Here is a 17,671-nt window from a genome sequence, read left to right on the forward strand (position 1 = left end):
CAGAGGCGCATGTTAAGCGCGGCGCGCTACGTGGTGGCAGTCGTTGCCGTTCATGTGCTTGACGCCCCATCACGGCCGGTGAACACTTCCGGGTGTCAGTCGGCGTGCCGTACGCAGGCTTCCCCCGACCGCGCGGTGATGCCGCGCGTTTCTGTGCCCCACCGGCGCCCTGCCGTACTGACACGCTCGTCGCGGAGGCCGGGCGGGATGCGGGACAACACGGCCGTCCGCTCCGCCCCGTACGGCTGTCGTGGCGCGTCCGGAAATCTGCGGCCGGGCCATGGGAGAAGTACGCACCCTGCACGGAGGACCGGGGTCCGTTCCCCGGGCAAGGGCCCAAGGAGCCGCAGATGTATTCCAATGGGGACATATTCGTCGGTGAAGTCATCGGCACCGCGATCCTGATTCTCTTCGGCGCGGGCGTCTGCGCCGCCGTCACACTGCACTACTCCAAGGCGAAGTCGGCCGGCTGGGTGGCCATCGCGTTCGGCTGGGGCCTCGGCGTACTCGCCGGGGCCTACACCTCGGCGCCGCTGTCCGGCGGCCACCTCAACCCGGCCGTCACCCTCGGCTCCGCCATCGCGGGCGGCACGCCGTGGTCGAAGGTGCCGCTGTACATAGTGGCGCAGCTCATCGGTGCGCTCATCGGCGCGGCGCTGACCTGGGGCGTGTACTACGCGCAGTTCGCGGCCAACTCGCAGGCGGACAAGGCCCAGCCGACGCTGGGGATCTTCTCGACCGGGCCGGAGATCCGCAAGCCGGTGGCGAACCTCGTCACCGAGATCATCGCGACCGTCGCCCTGGTGCTGCCCATCCTGTTCTTCGGTGAGAACAAGGGCATCGGCATCGGCCCGATCCCCGGCACCGACGGCGGGGTCTACGGCTCGGGCATCAACGTGCTGCTCGTCGCGCTGCTGGTGGTCGGCATCGGTCTGTCGCTCGGTGGCCCCACCGGGTACGCGATCAACCCGGCCCGTGACCTCGGTCCCCGTATCGCGCACGCGCTGCTGCCCATCCCGAACAAGGGCACGTCCGACTGGAGTTACGCGTGGGTGCCGGTCGCGGGCCCGCTGATCGGCGCGGTGCTCGCCGCCCTGGTGTACAACGTGGCCTTCTGACCCCGCGTGGGTGGTTCATGATTCCCTCGATGGATTCCCGGATCCCCGGATCTCCACGCGCGCGTGGTTCATCCCCCCTCAATGACCGCCCTAGCGCGCATCGTTCATGACTGCCCCTGTGCGCGGGCTTCCGACCGCGCCGTTCCGCCCGCAGCCTTGCGCTGCGGGCACCACCGCTCGCCGACTGCGGTCATCCGACTGAGGAGACGCCATGACGGACAGCACGGACAGCACGCAGAAGTACGTCGCCGCGATCGACCAGGGCACCACCTCCAGCCGTTGCATCATCTTCGACCAGGACGGCGCGATCGTCGCCGTCGACCAGCGTGAGCACCGGCAGATCTTCCCCAAGCCCGGCTGGGTGGAGCACGACGCGACCGAGATCTGGTCCAAGGTGCAGGCCGTCGTGGCGGGCGCGCTCGCGGGCGCCGGGCTGCGTGCCGACCAGCTCAGCGCGCTGGGCATCACCAACCAGCGGGAGACCACGGTCCTGTGGGACCGCAGGACGGGCAAGCCCGTGCACAACGCGATCGTCTGGCAGGACACCAGGACGGCGGCGCTCTGCAACGAACTGGGCGGCGCGGACGGCCAGGACCGGTTCCGTGAGGCCACGGGCCTGCCGCTGGCCAGCTACTTCTCGGGGCCGAAGGCGGCCTGGCTGCTGGACAACGTGCCCGGGCTGCGGTCGCGCGCGGAGGCCGGCGAGATCGCGTTCGGCACCATCGACTCCTGGCTGATCTGGAATCTCACCGGCGGCACGGACGGCGGGGTGCACGTCACGGACGTGACCAACGCCGGCCGGACGATGCTGATGAACTTGGCCACCCTCCAGTGGGACCCGGCGATCCTCTCGGCGATGGGCATCCCCGAGGCGGTGCTGCCGGAGATCAGGTCCTCGGCCGAGGTGTACGGCACGGCCGTGGGCCAGTTGGCGGGCGTGCCGGTGGCGTCGGCGCTGGGCGACCAGCAGGCCGCGGTGTTCGGCCAGACCTGCTACGGCGTCGGCGAGGCCAAGAACACCTACGGCACCGGCTCGTTCCTGCTGCTGAACACCGGGAACCGGCCCGTGCCCTCCAAGAGCGGGCTGCTGACGACGATGGGGTACCAGCTGGGCGGCGAGGCGCCCGTGTACTGCCTGGAGGGGTCGATCGCGATCACCGGCGCGCTGGTGCAGTGGTTCCGCGACCAGTTGGGCATCATCAGCTCCGCCGACGAGATCGAGACGCTGGCGGCGAGCGTGGACGACAACGGCGGTGCGTACATCGTTCCGGCGTTCTCCGGACTGTACGCGCCGTACTGGCGCTCCGACGCGCGCGGCGTGGTCACGGGTCTGACCCGCTATGTCACCAAGGCGCACCTGGCGCGTGCCGTGCTGGAGGCGACGAGCTGGCAGACCCGCGAGGTCGTGGACGCGATGTACCAGGACTCGGGCGTGCAGATCACGACGCTGAAGGTGGACGGCGGAATGACCGCCAACAACCTGCTGATGCAGCATCAGGCGGACGTGCTGGGCGTGCCCGTGATCCGCCCGGTGGTCGCGGAGACCACCTGCCTGGGCGCGGCGTACGCGGCGGGCCTGGCCACCGGCGTGTGGCAGGACCTGGACGAGCTGAAGGCGCACTGGAAGCGGGACGCGGAGTGGTCGCCGCGGATGCCGGGCGAGGTCCGGGAGCGGGAGTACGCGCAGTGGCGGAAGGCGGTGGAGCGCAGCTTCGGCTGGCTGGACGACAACGGCGAGTAGGACGGTCGGCAAGGCGTCCTGCGGGGCCGTTCTATGGCGCCCGCGGGTCCGGTGCGGCCCGTACTCCGGACGGCGGGGTACGGGCCGCGCGGCGTGTCCCCACGGGCCTCAGCGGGCCGCACAGGGCCGCGCCGGACCGCCGCACGGCTCAGGACAGCGCCGGCTCGCGCTGTTCCTCGCTCATGCGCAGCGCGTGCTGCACGACCTCGACGAGGACGTCGCGCGCCGAGCCCTTCTCGCGTGCGTCGCAGTACACGATGCTGACGTCGGGGTCCAGGTCCAGCGCGTCGCGGACGGTCTCGGCGGGGTAGCGCTCGGCGCCCTCGAAGCAGTTGACCGCGACGGTGAAGGGGATGCCGCGGCGCTCGAAGTAGTCGATCGCGGCGAAGGAGTCCTCCAGGCGGCGGGTGTCGGCGAGGACCACCGCGCCCAGCGCGCCGGTGGACAGCTCGTCCCACAGGAACCAGAAGCGGTCCTGGCCCGGCGTGCCGAAGAGGTAGAGCACCAGGTCCTCGCGGAGGGTGATCCGCCCGAAGTCCATGGCGACGGTGGTGGTGTGCTTGGCCTCGACGCCCGCGGTGTCGTCGACGGGCCGGCCCGCCTCGCTCAGCTGCTCTTCCGTGCGCAGCGGCTTGATCTCGCTCACCGCGCCGACCAGCGTTGTCTTGCCGACGCCGAAGCCGCCCGCGACCAGGATCTTGAGCGTGACCGGCTCGACGGCTTTCTTGCGGCGTCGCTCAGCGCGCCCGAAGACCATTGACCGCTTCCTCCGTTTTCGGTGCTGCCGCGTCAGCGACGGGCCGGCGCACCGTGGCTGATGACAAGTGGTGATGACAAGTGAGGGGGTACGACAACTCCCGGGTAGGAGTGGATCGTTCCGCACCGACTGTACCGACGGCAAGCCCTCGGTCCGGCACCGCCCCTGACTGATGTGCTCATGATCACTGAGCGTGCAGGGCGCCGCGTACGGGCGCTTCTGCCCGGCGAACCGCCGCCTTATGCCCACTAAACCCGCTGGTCCACCGTTTACGCAGGTCGGCCCGGGTGGCGTAACTCCGGCGTAACGCCCGGGGAGTACCGTCGACGGCTTCACGAAGGGAGTCGGTCATGCGGGAGACGGCACCACCGGGCGCGGAGGGCGGGGACGACGGGCCCTGGGTCTCCTCCCGGCCCCGCGCCGAGCGCGCCCGGCAGCTGGCCGATGTGCTCCGGCAGCGGATCACCAGCGGCGCGTACGAGGACGGCGTGCTGCCCAGTGAACGCGAGTTGGGCGCGCACCTGGGGGCGTCGCGCAACGCCGTACGTGAGGCGCTCGGGCTGCTGCGCAACGAAGGGCTGATCACCCGCAAACAGGGTGTGGGCACGACGGTCGTGATGCCCAAGTACGGCCACGGGCTGGACCGGCTGGCGGGCCTGGCGGAGACGCTGACCGGGCACGGCACGGTCACCAACGAAGTACGCGCTGCCCGCCCCGTGCCGGCTCCTCCGGCGGCCATTGCGGAGCGGCTGGGCCTGGCCCCCGGGGAGGGCGCGGTGTACATCGAGCGGCTGCGGCGGCTGGGCGGCCTCCCGCTGTCCCTGGACACCACCTACCTCACCGCCGACATCGGGATGCCGCTGCTCCGCTGCGACCTCGCGCACCGCGACCTGTTCGCGCTCATCGAGGAGACCTCCGGGCAACGGCTGGGCCGGGCCGAGGTGTCGGTGCACGCGGTCAACGCGGGGCCGGACACCGCGGCGCTGCTGGGCGTGGAGGCGGGCGCCGCGGTCTTCGCCATCGAACGGCTCACGCATCTCGCCGACGGCCGCCCCGTGGACGCCGAGTCGCTGCACATCAGGGCGGACCGGCTGGCGCTGCACGCCATACTGCACCGCGGCCCGGCCGCCCCGAAGGAAGCGTGAATGACCGGCCTGACGCCCGACACCACCACGCTGGTCCTGCTCGCGCTCTTCGGGCTGGCCGCCGGGATCGGCATTACGGCCGTGGGCCCCGGAGGGGTACTCGCGACGGTCGGCCTGTTCGTCCTCACCGACCTCTCCCCCGCCCAGGTCGCGGGCACGGCCATCGTCACGCACGTCGCCACCGGAATGCTGGGCACGGCCGCGTATGTGCGCTCCGGTGAGCTGCGGGAGCCGCGCACACGGCGCACGGCATGGGTGCTGGCGGGCGCCGCGGTGCTCGGCACTCCGCTCGGCGTACTGGCCAACACGCTGTTCTCGGGGCGCGCCTTCGGGCTGCTGCTGGGCGCCTTCGTGGCGCTCGTCGGGGTGCTGGTGTGGTACCGGGAGCGGCGCGCGGCGCCTACGGAGGCGGCGTATCCCTCGCCCGGGGTGACGGCGCCGCTCGGCTTCGGAGTGGCGGTGGCGAGCGGGGTGTTCGGGGTCGGCGGGCCGATGCTGACCGTGCCGCTGCTGGTCGCGCTGCGGATGCCGGTACTGGCCGCGCTGGCTGTCGCGCAGGTCCAGTCGGTGGTGATCGCCACGGTGGGGACGCTCGGCTATGTGGCACACGACGCGGTGGACTGGCCGCTGGCGGCGCTCGTCGGCGTACCGGAGCTCGCGGGCGTGCTGATCGGCTGGCGCATCGCCCGCGCGCTCCCCTCACGCACCCTCAAGACCGGCCTCGTACTGGCCCTCTTCGCACTGGCGCCGTACTTGGCGCTGTACGGGGGCTGAGGGCGCGGGCCCCGTAGGGGCGCCGCTCGTATACGGAGGCTGAGGCCGCGGGCCCTGTAGGAGCGCCGCGCGTATACGGGTGCTGAGAACCCCGCTCCCGTGCGGGCCGCGCAGGCTCTTACAGAGCGCGCAGGCCGTTGATGACCTCGCGCAGGATGTCCTCGTCCGGGAGCTCGGCGGGCGGCACCGGGCGGGTGACCCGGACCAGCTCCGCGTCGAGCAGGTCGCCGATGAACACCCGGACCACGCCCACCGGGAGGTCCAGTTCGGCAGCCAGTTCGGCCACGGAGAGCGGGGCCTCCCGGGTGAGGTCGACGATGTCGAGGTGTTCGGGCGACAGGGACTGATCGGTGACCGGTTCGTCGGCGCGGCTCTCCGCGATCACCTGCGCGATCAGGTCGAGCCGGGCGACGGCGGCGCTGGCGGTGCGGCCGCGGGTCATGGCGTACGGACGGACGACAGGGCCCGCCTCGTCGTCGAACCACCGGGCCGGGCCCGCTGCGGACCCGGCCTGATCTTTTCGGTTCATGCGGTCACCGTCGTCATCCTCAACTGGGCCCACCGGTCCTGGGAGCCGTACCCAGGTGCGTACCCACCCGCTTGACCAGCAGCGTCATCTCGTACGCGATCAGGCCGACATCGGAGTCGGCGTCGGCGAGCACGGCCAGGCAGCTGCCGTCGCCGGCGGCGCTCACGAAGAGGAACGCCTCGTCCAGCTCGACCATGGTCTGCCGCACCTGGCCCGCGTCGAAGTGCCGGCCGACGCCCTTGGCCAGGCTGTGGAACCCGGAGGCGACCGCGGCCAGGTGCTCGGCGTCCTCCCGGGGCAGGTCGGCGGAGGCTCCGGTGGCCAGGCCGTCGCTGGAGAGGATGAGCGCCTCGCGGATGGAGCCCACCCGGCCGACCAGCTCGTCGAGCAGCCAGCCCAGTTCGCCCGAGCCCTTTCCTGCGGTTCCGGCTGCTGTTGCCTTCGGTGCGGTCATCGACCGTCCCCTCCCATGTTCTTTCTCGGTGCTGTGGCGCTGCCGTCTTCGCCGGATTCGCGCCGGCCGCGCTGCCAGCCGCGCTGGAGCGATGCCATGCGGGCCCGTACGTCCTCGGCGTCGCGGTCGGCCGCGCGGTCCGCGGCCTGGGTCGCCGCGCCGGACGGCCGGCCGGACGACGTCTTGAGCTGGGGCGCGAGGCTGGCCTGCCGCACCCGCCGGGGCAGCGCGGGCACGGTCTTCGCGGGCTGCGCCTCTTGGGCGGACGGGGTCGCTTCCCCGGTTTCCCCGGGCGCTGCGCGCTCTACGGGCCGCTCTTCGTCGCGTACTTCCGCGGTCGGCCGTTCGGCGCCCTCCACCGGCCGGCCGTGGTCCCTGACCAGGACCGGCGAGCGGCGGCGGCGCGGCAGCGGCGCGGGGCCGCCGCCCGGGGGCGGCTCGTCGGCCGGCTCGTGCTCCACGCGCTCGGCGGGCACCGGGCCGGTCGGCAGCGCGGGGCGGCCGTCCTCGGTACGGCGCTGTCTACGGGGGCCGCGGAAGATGCTCTCGTCCTCCTCGGAGGCCCGCTCCGCGGCGTCCGGTGCGCCGCGCTCCGGCAGCGGCACCGGCACCTGGGCGAGCGCTGCCAGCGCCCCGCCACGTGCCGCCTCGGACGCCGCGCGACGCAGCGTCGAGCCGGTGTCCTCGCCGCGGCCGTCCGCGCGCCCGTCGGGGCTCTCGGTCAGCAGCGTGCCGGGGATGAAGACGACCGCGGTGGTCCCGCCGAACGGGGAGGGCTGCAGCGAGACGCGTACGCCCTGCCGCTGGGCCAGCCGGCTGACCACGAACAGGCCGAGCCGGTCGGTGTCGGACAGCTCGAACTCGGGGGTCTCGGCGAGCCGGAGGTTGGCGTCCAGGAGCGCGTCGGGCGCCATGCCCAGGCCGCGGTCGTGGATCTCCAGGGTGAAGCCGTTGGCGACCCGCTCGCCGACCACCTGCACCGCGGTGTGCGGCGGCGAGAAGACGGTGGCGTTCTCCAGGAGTTCGGCGATCAGGTGAGTGAGGTCGGAGACGGCCGGGCCCTCCACCGCGAGCCGCGGCAGCCGCCGCACCTCGATGCGCTCGTAGTCCTCGACCTCGGAGACCGCGGCCCGTACGACGTCCATGAGCTGGATGGGCTTGCGCCACTGCCGGGACGGCGCGGCGCCGGAGAGGATGACCAGGCCCTCGGCGTGCCGCCGCATACGGGTGGTGAGGTGGTCCAGGCGGAAGAGGTCGGCCAGCTCGTCGGTGTCCTCCGTACGGCGCTCCATGGCGTCCAGGAGGGTGAGCTGACGGTGCAGCAGGACCTGACTGCGGCGGGCGAGGTTGACGAAGACCTCGGAGACGCCGCGGCGCATGTCGGCCTGCTTGACGGCGGCCTCGACCGCGGCCCGCTGGAGAGTGTGCAGCGCCTGGGCGACCTGGCCCATCTCGTCCTGGGTGAATTCCAGCCGCGGCGCCTCGGTCTCCACGTCGACCTGTTCGCCCGCGGCGAGGCGGCGCATGACGCTGGGCAGCCGTACGCCGGACACCTCGTGCGCGTCCTTGCGGAGTTGGCTGAGGTCCTTCACGTGCCGGCGGCCGAGCCGGAAGGAGACGATGATCGAGGTGAGCAGGGCGACGAAGCCGAGGACACCGGCGAACGCGGCCTTGGCCAGTACGGTCATCGCGGCGGGCTGCACCCGCTCCCCGAAGCGGTCGCCCGCGGCCCGGTCCATCCTGTCCAGGTCGTCGAGGACCTGTCGCGCGGTGGCGTGCCAGCGTTCGGCGTTGATGGCTCCGGTGGCGCCGGACGCCCCCGCCGCGATCACCGCGTCCTCGAAGGACTCCAGTTCGCGCGGCTTGGCGCCGTTCCAGTAGTCCTCGAACACGGCACGTTCGGCGGCGGGCAGCGCGCTGAGGCTGGTCTTGTACAGGACCTTGCGCTCGGCCACCCGGTCGGAGAAGTCCCGCAGTTCGCGCGGGGACATCGAGCCGGACACCAGCGCGGCGCTGAGCAGCGCGTCCTCGCGCGCGAGGGCCTCGCGCCCGCGCGTGATCGCCACCAACGCGCTGCCCTGTTTGGAGATTTCCGCGTCGGGCAGGAAGTGCATGCTGCCCAGGAAGACGTAGCAGGGGTCGACCAGGGCGTTGTACTGGTCGAACGCCTCGCGGCGGGTGAGGGTGTTGTTCTCCACCCCGTCGCGCAGCTCGTCCAGGCGCGCGAACCCCTTGACGGCGGCCTGGAGCCGCGAGCCCGCGCTGCCGAGGAGGTCCTCGCGTACGTCGGAGCCCTTGGAGTTGGCGCGCAGCCGGGCCACGGCCCGGTCGGTGGCGAGGGTCTGTCGGCGCAGCTCGGTCAGCGAGCCCGCGATCCGCGGGTCGGCGAGGTAGACCAGGGTGGCGCGACGTTCCTTCTGCAGGGCCTGTACCGCGTCCTCGGTCGGGTAGCCGACCTTGTCGACGACGACCGCGACCTTCAGCAACTGGCGGGCCTCGGTGCCGGTGATGTACGTGGCGAAGGCCCACATGGCGGTGAGGGACACCAGAGGTACGAGCAGCAACGCCACGATCTTCCGGCGGATGGACTTCCCGCGAAAGCGCATGGCCTCCCCTACGTCAACCCCGGCGCGCGGGGGTGGTGTTCCGTCAACAAACGGCGCGAGCTTACTACTGTCGGGGGGTCAACTCGAAGAGCTGTCCGAGGGACCGGCCCGCAGGTCAGGGCCGGATGGCCGCCCTTGTCCGGTGATTCCCGGACAACCCGCCCGCCCGTGTGGTCTCCACCACCCCGCCCGTACCTCTCTTCCGGGCCACGACTGTTGGCCGGAAAGAACCGGCCCCCGCCGTCCGCACGACATCGGCGGTGGGCGACCATGAGTCCGGTGACGGTGCACGGCGGCATGTACCGGAGGAAATCCGGGCAGTCACCGAACAGCCGGACAGGCGGGGAAAGTACGGGGAGAGTGACGGCTTCATGGAGCTCGGCAGAGACGGCACGCTGTGGCAGGAAGAGCCGTCGGCCCGCCCCCGTATGCCCGATCCGGTGCGTACGGCCGCGGTGCGGGCCGTCATCATCGTGGCGGTGACGCTCGTCCAGGCCATGGTGGCCTTCCTCAGTACGCTCGCCGGGTCCTGGCTGGCCTTCCCCGCGGTGCTCAGTACGGTCGCCTCGACGGTCGTCGCGACCTGGGGCGTACTGGACGTCTGGGTGACCCGGCAGGTGTGGATCCAGCGGCACGGCGTGGAGTCGCAGCCGAGCAGCACGGCCAGGGCGCTGCGCCGGGAGCGGCGGCGCGCACGCCGGCAGGAACGGCGCTCGGCCGCCGCCTGACGTTCCCGGAGGGAGCGCCGGGCCTCTTCCGGAGCCCCGGACTCCGAAAAGCTGCGCCCGACATCTGGTTCCGTTAGCGCCGATAGGTATGATGGCGTTGCCTATCGCGCATCGCACCGCGCGATGCGCAACAACAGAGCGCGCAACAGACCGAGCTCGGGGGCGGATCACGACGGGGCTCCCGACGAATGGCCCGCAGGGCCGACGGGCGGTGACGCACACACCCATGCCGAAGACGACCGACACGAGCGCCAACGAGACCACCGAAACCACCGAGGAAGCCGGCGACAGCACACGCGGCGGTGCCGGCTCCGTCCAGTCCGTCGACCGGGCGGTGAGCGTGCTGGAGATCCTGGCCCGGCTGGGCGAGGCCAAAGTGACCGAGCTGGCCGAGGAGCTGGGCGTCCACAAGTCCACCGCCTTCCGGATCCTCGGCGTCCTGGAGAACCGCGGACTGGTGGAACAGGAGGGCGAGCGCGGCAAGTACTTCCTGGGCGCCGGCGTGCTGCGGCTGGCGGGCGCCGCCGCGATCCGGCTGGACATCTCGCAGGAGGGCGCCCCCGTATGCCGCGCGCTGGCCGAGGACACCGGCGAGACCGCCAACATCGCGGTACTGGACGGTGACGCGGCGGTCAACATCATGCAGGCGCGCGGCGGGGCCGCGGTCACCGCGTACAACTGGCTGGGCCGGCGCACCCCGCTGCACGCCACCGCGAGCGGCAAGGTGCTGCTCGCGCACCTGCCGCGGGAGCGCCGTGACAACCTGCTGACCCGCTCGCTGCCCCGCTTCACCGAGCACACCCTCACCGCGGCGCCCCTGCGCGCACAGCTGGCCGAGGCGCTGGAGGCCGGTTACGCCTGCACGGCCGAGGAGTTGGAGATCGGCCTGAACGCCGTGGCCGCGCCGGTACGGGCGCACGACGGCGCGGTGATCGGCGCGATCGGCGTGTCCGGCCCGGCGTACCGCATGGAGCAGGAGCTGCTGCCGGAGCTCGCCGAGCGGGCCGCGAAAGCGGCGGCCGACCTCTCCCGCGCCATGGGCTTCGCGGCCTGAGGAAGCACGACGAAACGGGCGGGGGAACGGGCTGAGCAGCAGCCGGAGAATCGGACGGAAAATCGGGCCGCGCGCGGGCGTCGAACCCCCTTGACGGATCGCCGCTCAAATCCCAGCATGTCTCCTATGGTGCAACAGGCCGCACGATAGGCAACAAGTACCGGCACCTACCCTCCGCCGCCCGCAGGCGCTGTCGAGGAGTGACGACATGCCGCACGAAGCCCGCGCCGTCATCGCCGTGAAGAAGGGGGCGCCGGTCGAGGTCCAGCCGGTCCTGGTGCCCGACCCGGGCCCGGGGGAAGTACTCGTACAGATCCAGGCGTGCGGCGTGTGCCCCACCGACCTGCGCCACCGGGACGGCCTCGCCGGTGAGGACTTCCCCTATGTGCTCGGCCACGAGGCGGCCGGCATCGTGGAGGCGACCGGCCCCGGCTGCGGCGAACTCGCCCCCGGCGACTACGTGGTGCTCGCCTGGCGGGCCCCCTGCGGCACCTGCCGCTCCTGTCGCCGCGGCCGCCCCTGGTACTGCTTCGACTCCCGTACCGCGCAGGGCACGCCGACCCTGCTCGACGGCACCCCGCTCACCCCCGCCCTCGGCATCGGCGCCTTCGCCGAAAAGGCGCTGGTCCACGCGCGCCAGGCGGTGAAGGTCGACCCGTCGGCCCGCCCCGAGGCCGCCGGGCTGATCGGCTGCGGGGTGATGGCCGGGTACGGCGCGGCGGTGTACACCGGCCGGGTGGGGAACGGCGACACCGTGGCCGTCATCGGCTGCGGCGGGGTGGGCAACGCCGCGATCGCCGGCGCCGCGCTGGCCGGCGCCCGCCGGGTGATCGCGGTGGACGTGGACGCCCGCAAGCTGGACGCCGCCGAACGCTTCGGCGCCACCGACACCGTCAACTCTCGCTGGACCGACCCCGTGACGGCGGTCCGCACGCTGACCGGCGGCCACGGCACCGACGTCACGATCGACGCGGTCGGCACCCCGGAGACCTTCCGCCAGGCCCTCGACATGCGCGACCTGGCCGGCGTCCTGGTCCAAGCCGGCATCCCCGACCGCGACCAGCACGTCGACCTCCCGCTGCACGACCTCTTCGCCCGCGGCGGCGCCCTCAAGACCTCCTGGTACGGCGACTGCCTGCCCACCCGCGACTTCCCCGTCCTGATCGACCTCCACCTCCGCGGCAAGCTGGACCTGGAGGCCTTCGTCTCGGAGACCGTCCCCCTGGACGACGTGGAGAGCGCCTTCGGCCGGCTGCAGCGGGGGGAAGTACTGCGGTCGGTGGCGGTGTTGTGAGGCCGGCCCGGTGGCGGTCACCGGCGGCGCCTCGGTGTCGGAGCACCACCTTCGGAGCACCGCCATACGAAGAGCCGCCGCGCGTTACTCCTCCGTCTCCCCCGCATCCGGCGTCGCCGGGCCGTTCTTCGGCGTCCGGTCGGCCTGCGGTACGCGCGGGGTTTCCTGTTCCTCCGGCCGCTTGAACATCCGGGTCGCCGTGATCTCGCCGTGGATCGTCTCCGACTCCGGGCGCTGCTGCGGCAGGCCGGGGCGGAGGTGTTCCTCGACGCTGATGTACTTCAGGCCCGCGCGCAGGTCCGCGTCGTTGCGCAGGCGGATGACCAGCGGGAACTCGGCGAGGGCCGTGGTGTCGAACAGGCCCGTCGTGTAGAGGAGCTGGACGCCGAGCGCGTCGGCGACGGCCCGCTGGAGCTCCAACAGGTACGTGGCGTTGGCGCGGCCGATGGGGTTGTCCAGGAACAGCGTGCCGGCGTGCCGTTCCTTGTCGCGGCCGCGGTCGTTGCTGCGCAGCGCCGCCATCGTGCAGTACAGCGCGATGGCCGCCGTGAGCAGCTGGCCGCCGGAGAAGACGTCGCCCATCTGCCCGACGGGGACGCGCTCGGCGCGCAGTACCGCGTCCGGCTTGAGGATCTCCACGGCCACGCCGCGCGGCTGGAGCCCCGCCGCGACGCCGCGCAGCAGCAGGGACATGCCGTCCCGGCGCAGGTCGCTGTTGCGCTTGACGGCCGCGCGGGTCGCCTCGTCGATGACCTCGCCGAGCCGCTCGGTGAGCGTGGCCTGGTCCGGGTCGTCGAAGCGGATGCGCAGGAACTCCTGGCCCGACCACTCCCCCAGGCCTTCGGGGAGCCGGGACAGCCGCTGGGCCGAACGCAGCGTGGCCAGCGAGGACTCGACGAGGCCGCGCAGCCGGTCGACGATGCTGTCGCGGTTGCGCTCCAGCTGCGCCAGCTCGTCGGTGAGGACGCGCAGCCGGGGCGCGAATGCCTCCGCCCACTTCGCGGCGTGATCAGGCAGCGCGGCGGCGGGCAGTTCGCGGATCTGCTGCCGGGCCGGGGTCTTGACCATCTCGTACCGGGTGGAGTTGGCGTGCCGTACGAGGACGTCGCTGGCCTCGCGGACCGCCGAGTCGGCCGCGGAGAGGTCGCTCGCGCAGCCGCGCAGCGAGCGGCGGGCCTCCGCGGCGGCCTGCCGGGCCTCCTCCAGTCGGCCCCGGTACGGCTCGGGAGCCTCCTGGTCCTCCTCGGGGCCGTTGTCGCGGAGGATGTCGCGCAGCATCGCGGCGGTCTCGTCGAAGCCGCCGGCCGCGTCCTCGGCGGCGCGGTGGCCGCGCAGCAGCTCGGCGTGGGTGGCGCGGGCGGTCTCCAACGCGTCGGTGGCGGTGGCCAGTTCGGTATTGGCGCTGCGGAGCAGCTCCTTGGCGCGCTCCGCGTCGGCGGGCACCAGCTCCTCGGGGAGCTCGGTGTGCGCCTCGACGCCTTCGGGCGGCGCCAGCCGCTCCGTCTCACCGCGCAGCCGGCCCAGCTGCTCACTGGCCGCGGAGGCCCGCGTCTCCAGCATCGCGACCAGCTCCTCGGCGCGGGCCGCCGCGGCCTGCCGGGACGGCCCGTCGGCCGCGTCCGGGCTCTGCAGCAGCGTCTCGGCGCGCGTACGGACCTTGTTGGTGAGCCGGTCCAGTTCGTTGCGCGCGTTGCTCTCGTCGCCCTCGGCACGGGCCTGCTCGGCCCGCAGGTCGGCGCCGACGCCGACCTTCTCGTACAGCTGGGACGCCGCACGGTACGCCTCGCGCAGGGTGGGCAGCGAGGACTCCGGCGGGGCCTCCTCCTCGCCCAGGTCGTCCGGCACGCCGGCGATCTCGGCGCGCTCGGCGCGCAGCGCGCGGGCGGTACGGCGGGCGTCGTCGGCGGCACGCTGCGCTGCACGGCGGTCCTCGTCGGCGGCGCGCGCCCGGTCGACGCACTCCTCGGCGCGCGCTTCGTACTCCGCGCCCTCATCGGCCAGTTCGCGCAGCTTGGTCTGCCAGGCGGCGCGCTCGCGGAGCCGGTAGGCGAGTCCGGCGAGCGCGTCGGCGACCCGGCGGGCGCGCTGGGCGGCCTCGCCCCGCTCGTCCCGTACGCGCGCGGCCTCGGCCGCCGCCTCGTCCGCCTCGGCCCGTGCCGTACGGGACTCCGTCAGCTCCTCGGCGGCGGCGTCGGCCGTCGTGCGGGTCTCCTCGGCCGCGGCCGCCAGCTCGGCGAGCCGGCCGGCCGGGCAGCCCGTACGCCACGAGGACAGCCGGGCGGCGAGCGCGCGGTCGGCGGAGAGCCGGGCCGCGAGCTGCCGGATCTCCTCATCACGGGCCGCTGCACGGGCCCGCAGCGCCTGCCGCTCCTCGTCGGCGGCCGACTCGTCGTGCATCGCCGGGTTCGGCGGCACCAGGAAGACGCCGCTGTCCTCGGCCTCCGGGGGCGGGGTCGGCGCGAGCAGGGCCGCTGCCGTGCCGACGGCGACGGCGGAGCGCGGCAGCAGGGCCGCCTGCGCCAGCACGTCACGGGCGCGCGCATGGGTGTCGGGGTCCGTGATGATCACGCCGTCGACCAGCTCGGGACGGGCGGCGAGCACACGGGCGTGGTCGACGGGGTCGACGGCCTGGGCGAGGTAGCGCCAGCCGGGCAGGGCCGGGACGCCGTGCTCGCCCAAGTACTCGACGGCCGCCAGGACATCGGGGCCGGGCGGCAGCAGGCCGCCGTCGCCGAGCGCCCCGAGAATGCGCGAGTCGTCGGCAGCGGCGGTCCGCATCTCGAACAGCTGCCGCTCTGCTGAGCTGACGCTGTCGTCGAGCAGTTCCTGGAGCGCGTCGGCGTTCCGGTCCACCTCTTCGGCGGAGAGGGGGCCGTTGGCGCCCTTGGCGCCGGTGAGCCGGGGGCGGGCGGGGGGCGCGTCGTGCGCGTCGGCCGCGCTGTCACCGTCGTCGGGGCAGGCTTCGCCCGCGGCGGGCGCGGCCTCAACGGGGGCGGCGTCGGCGCGCGCTTCGGGGGTGGCGTCAGCGCGCGCTTCGGGGTGCGCAGGCGCGTCGGCCGCTTCGGTACCGTCCGCCGATCCGGTGTCCTCGGCCGGTGCGTCCTCCTCGTGCCCGGCGTCCGCGGCGCCTCCCGTCGCCCCGGAGTCGATCCGCGCCGAGACCTCGTCCCGGGAGCCGGACTCGGCCGCGTACGTGCCGCGTCCGCCGGCGGGCCGCTCGTCGGAGGCGGGCGCCCCGTCCTCGACGGAGGCGCCGAGACCCACGACGCCGGACGCCCAGGAGCCGCCGCCCACGGCCATCGCGTCCGCCGTCGCGGCCGGGGCGGCCCCTTCGGAGGCGGTGCCGGTGAGCACAGCGGGGCGTACCTGCGCCGGGGCGCTGCCCAGCACGGGCCCCGCGAAGTACTCGTCGTCCGGCTCGGCGTCATCCGCGTCGGTACCGTGCGCACCGGCCTCCGCCGCGTCGGAGCCGGGCGCGAGCGCGCTCGCCTCCGCGTCGTCCAGCCGGACCGTCACCCGCACCGGCGGCTGAGCCTCCGCGGCGAGCGGGCGGCGGCCGCCGCTGCGCTGCCCCGGCAGGCCCGCGGCGGGCACACCCGGAGCCGACTCCATGCCCAGCAGCTCCGCGAGCCGTGGTTCCGCACCGATGGACTCGGCGGCGCGGCGCTCCGCGTCGTACGCACGCTCCGCCGCGAGCGCCGCGTCCTCCGCGCGGGCCGCGGCCAGTTCGGCGCGGGACTGGCGGGCCGCGGCCTCCTTGGCGCGGTCGGCGGTCTGCCGGGCCGCCTCGCGGGCGGTGTCCCAGGACTCGACCGCGGCCTTCTCCGCGTCCGTCGCGGCGAGCGCGGCGCGTGCCGGGTCGGCGTCCGGCGCGGTGTCGTCCAGCCAGCCGGCCCGTACCGCCTCCGCCGTCTCCTGCTCGACCTCGGCAAGCCGCTGCTTGAGGTGCTCGGTCTCGCTGCGGGCGCGCTGGGCGGCGGTCGCGGCGGCGGTGGCGTCACGGTGCGCCGACTCGCCCGTCTCCTGAAGCGCTGCGGACCGCTCCTCCTCCTGGTTGGCCCAGGTCTCGGCCTCCGTAGCGGCGGCGTGCAGCGCCCGTACGAGGTCGGCGGCGGCCTTGCTGCGGGCGGCGAGCGCCGGCGCGGCGTCCCGCTCGGCCTCCTGGATCGCGGCGGCGACGCGCGCCGAGCGGTCGGCCGCCGCGCGGTGCCGCAGTACGGTCTCCGCGGCCTGCCAGGCGGAGTGCAGCGTACGGGCGTCGTTCAGCTCGCGGCGCTGGGCCGCGGCGCCCTTCTCGGCGGCGGCCAGCGCGAGGGAGGCGTGCCGGTAGGCGATCTCGGCGGAGATGAGCGAGCGGCGCTCGCGGGTGGCCTCGGCCTCGGTGACGGTGTGGGAGGCGGCGGCGACCTGCTCGGCCAGTTCGGCGGCGCGACCGCGTTCCTCTGTGGCGCGGGCGTGCAGCCGCTGCGCAAGGTGGCGCGTGCGGCGCTCGGCCCCGGCGTGCACCTCCCGTGCGCGCTCCCGGTGTTCGGCGTTCTCGGCGATCTTCGAGAGGAGGTCGAGGGAGCCGGCGGTGAAGTCGCGCTCGGCGGTCAGCTCGGCGCGCCGGCCGAGCTTGTGCGCGAAGCCGTGCACGAGGTCGGCGAGGCCGTCGGTGTCGCGCGTGTCCGTGACGGCGCGCAGCAGGAGGTCGGTGAAGTCGGAGTCGTTCTTGACCGCGAAGAGGCCGGCCGCCTCGCCCTCGTCGGCGTTCATCTCGCGCTGGTACCGGAACAGTTCGGGGTCCAGGCCCAGCTCACCCAGGTGTTCGTTCCAGCGCTCGTGGATCTCGACCCAGGCCACGTCGAGGTTGGGGTAGTTCTTGCCGGCCTCGGTGAGGGCGTCGCGGAAGCCCTTCATCGTGCGGCGGCGACCCTGCGCCCCGGAGGCGCCCTCGACGATCGGGCGGACGGCGGTGGACTCGGCCACGGGGAGCGAGTCCAGGCTCATCCCGGGACCGGGGCGGAAGCTGTACCACGCCTCGGCGAACTTCCGCGGGTCGTTGGAGACCTGGCGGCCGCGCCACTCGCTGACCTTGCCGACCACGACGGTCTCGCCGGTGAGCGTGTGCTGCCACTCCAGCGCGACATGGCCGCAGTCGTCGGCGAGCAGGAACTTGCGCAGCACACCGGAGCTGGCGCCGCCGAGGGTGTTGCGGTGGCCGGGCAGCATGACCGAGAAGATCAGCTTGAGCAGTACGGACTTGCCGCCGCCGTTCTCCAGGAAGAGCACGCCGGCGGGGGCCGGGCGGCGCGGCGGGCCGACCGGCTCCTCCTCGAAGAAGTCCGCCTGCGCCGGAGCCGGCCGGGGCACCGGCTCACCGACTCCGCGCAGGTCCAGGACCGTGTCGGCGTAGCGCGCACCGGCGGGCCCGATGGAGTAGAGGCGAACCCGGGACAGCTCGTACATAGCGGCGGACTCTCGTTGTGGTG

General features: G+C 73.6%; 12 protein-coding genes. 7 read left to right on the top strand and 5 right to left on the bottom strand.

Annotated features, from left to right (window positions below; genetic code table 11):
• Positions 1-350 precede the first annotated feature (350 nt).
• Together AB0I82_RS35585 and glpK are read left to right on the top strand one after the other, a co-directional pair.
• Positions 351-1,118 carry an MIP/aquaporin family protein gene (locus AB0I82_RS35585; protein WP_363261638.1) on the top strand — a complete coding sequence of 256 codons (768 nt, stop codon included), beginning with the start codon at positions 351-353 and terminating at the stop codon, positions 1,116-1,118.
• A 211-nt stretch (positions 1,119-1,329) separates the two neighbouring features.
• Entirely contained in the window at positions 1,330-2,859 is a 1,530-nt protein-coding gene (gene glpK, locus AB0I82_RS35590; RefSeq protein WP_363261639.1) for a glycerol kinase GlpK, read from the top strand.
• A gap of 148 nt (positions 2,860-3,007) precedes the next feature.
• Here glpK and AB0I82_RS35595 read toward each other — a convergent pair whose 3' ends face one another.
• Positions 3,008-3,616 carry an ATP/GTP-binding protein gene (locus tag AB0I82_RS35595; protein WP_363261640.1) on the bottom strand — a complete coding sequence of 203 codons (609 nt, stop codon included), beginning with the start codon at positions 3,614-3,616 and terminating at the stop codon, positions 3,008-3,010.
• Positions 3,617-3,966: 350 nt separating this feature from the next.
• Here AB0I82_RS35595 and AB0I82_RS35600 point away from each other — a divergent pair, with 350 nt between their 5' ends.
• Both AB0I82_RS35600 and AB0I82_RS35605 read left to right on the top strand, forming a co-directional pair.
• On the top strand, positions 3,967-4,761 hold the full coding sequence (locus tag AB0I82_RS35600; protein WP_363261641.1) for a GntR family transcriptional regulator: 795 nt from the start codon (positions 3,967-3,969) through the stop codon (positions 4,759-4,761).
• A complete protein-coding gene (locus AB0I82_RS35605; protein ID WP_363261642.1) occupies positions 4,762-5,535 on the top strand; it encodes a sulfite exporter TauE/SafE family protein in 774 nt (257 codons plus the stop codon).
• Positions 5,536-5,653: 118 nt separating this feature from the next.
• Here the strand turns inward: AB0I82_RS35605 and AB0I82_RS35610 are convergent, their stop codons facing one another.
• From AB0I82_RS35610 to AB0I82_RS35620, 3 genes are read right to left on the bottom strand one after another with little or no spacing between them, the layout of a single operon-like run.
• On the bottom strand, positions 5,654-6,064 hold the full coding sequence (locus AB0I82_RS35610; RefSeq protein ID WP_031064053.1) for a DUF742 domain-containing protein: 411 nt from the start codon (positions 6,062-6,064) through the stop codon (positions 5,654-5,656).
• A 19-nt stretch (positions 6,065-6,083) separates the two neighbouring features.
• Positions 6,084-6,518: a roadblock/LC7 domain-containing protein gene (locus tag AB0I82_RS35615; protein ID WP_030250594.1), complete on the bottom strand. Its 435-nt coding sequence runs from the start codon at positions 6,516-6,518 to the stop codon at positions 6,084-6,086.
• Positions 6,515-9,124 carry a nitrate- and nitrite sensing domain-containing protein gene (locus AB0I82_RS35620; RefSeq protein WP_363261643.1) on the bottom strand — a complete coding sequence of 870 codons (2,610 nt, stop codon included), beginning with the start codon at positions 9,122-9,124 and terminating at the stop codon, positions 6,515-6,517. The genes AB0I82_RS35615 and AB0I82_RS35620 overlap by 4 nt, the downstream gene beginning before the upstream one ends.
• A gap of 260 nt (positions 9,125-9,384) precedes the next feature.
• Between AB0I82_RS35620 and AB0I82_RS35625 the strand changes: the two genes are divergently transcribed.
• The 3 genes from AB0I82_RS35625 to AB0I82_RS35635 all read left to right on the top strand — a co-directional run bounded on the left by AB0I82_RS35625 (position 9,385) and on the right by AB0I82_RS35635 (position 12,200).
• Positions 9,385-9,852 (top strand): hypothetical protein, encoded by a 468-nt coding sequence (locus AB0I82_RS35625; RefSeq protein WP_363261644.1) that lies wholly within the window; start codon positions 9,385-9,387, stop codon positions 9,850-9,852.
• A gap of 226 nt (positions 9,853-10,078) precedes the next feature.
• Positions 10,079-10,906, top strand: coding sequence for an IclR family transcriptional regulator (locus AB0I82_RS35630; RefSeq protein WP_363261645.1), 828 nt, complete (start codon positions 10,079-10,081; stop codon positions 10,904-10,906).
• A gap of 208 nt (positions 10,907-11,114) precedes the next feature.
• Positions 11,115-12,200 carry an S-(hydroxymethyl)mycothiol dehydrogenase gene (locus AB0I82_RS35635; RefSeq protein ID WP_363261646.1) on the top strand — a complete coding sequence of 362 codons (1,086 nt, stop codon included), beginning with the start codon at positions 11,115-11,117 and terminating at the stop codon, positions 12,198-12,200.
• An 84-nt stretch (positions 12,201-12,284) separates the two neighbouring features.
• On the opposite strand, the gene AB0I82_RS35640 is transcribed toward AB0I82_RS35635, so the two are convergent.
• Positions 12,285-17,648 (bottom strand): hypothetical protein, encoded by a 5,364-nt coding sequence (locus AB0I82_RS35640; RefSeq protein WP_363261647.1) that lies wholly within the window; start codon positions 17,646-17,648, stop codon positions 12,285-12,287.
• Between the last annotated feature and the right edge of the window lie 23 nt (positions 17,649-17,671).

This window comes from Streptomyces sp. NPDC050315 (assembly GCF_040655775.1).
In the GTDB taxonomy this organism is placed as follows: Bacteria; Actinomycetota; Actinomycetes; order Streptomycetales; family Streptomycetaceae; genus Streptomyces.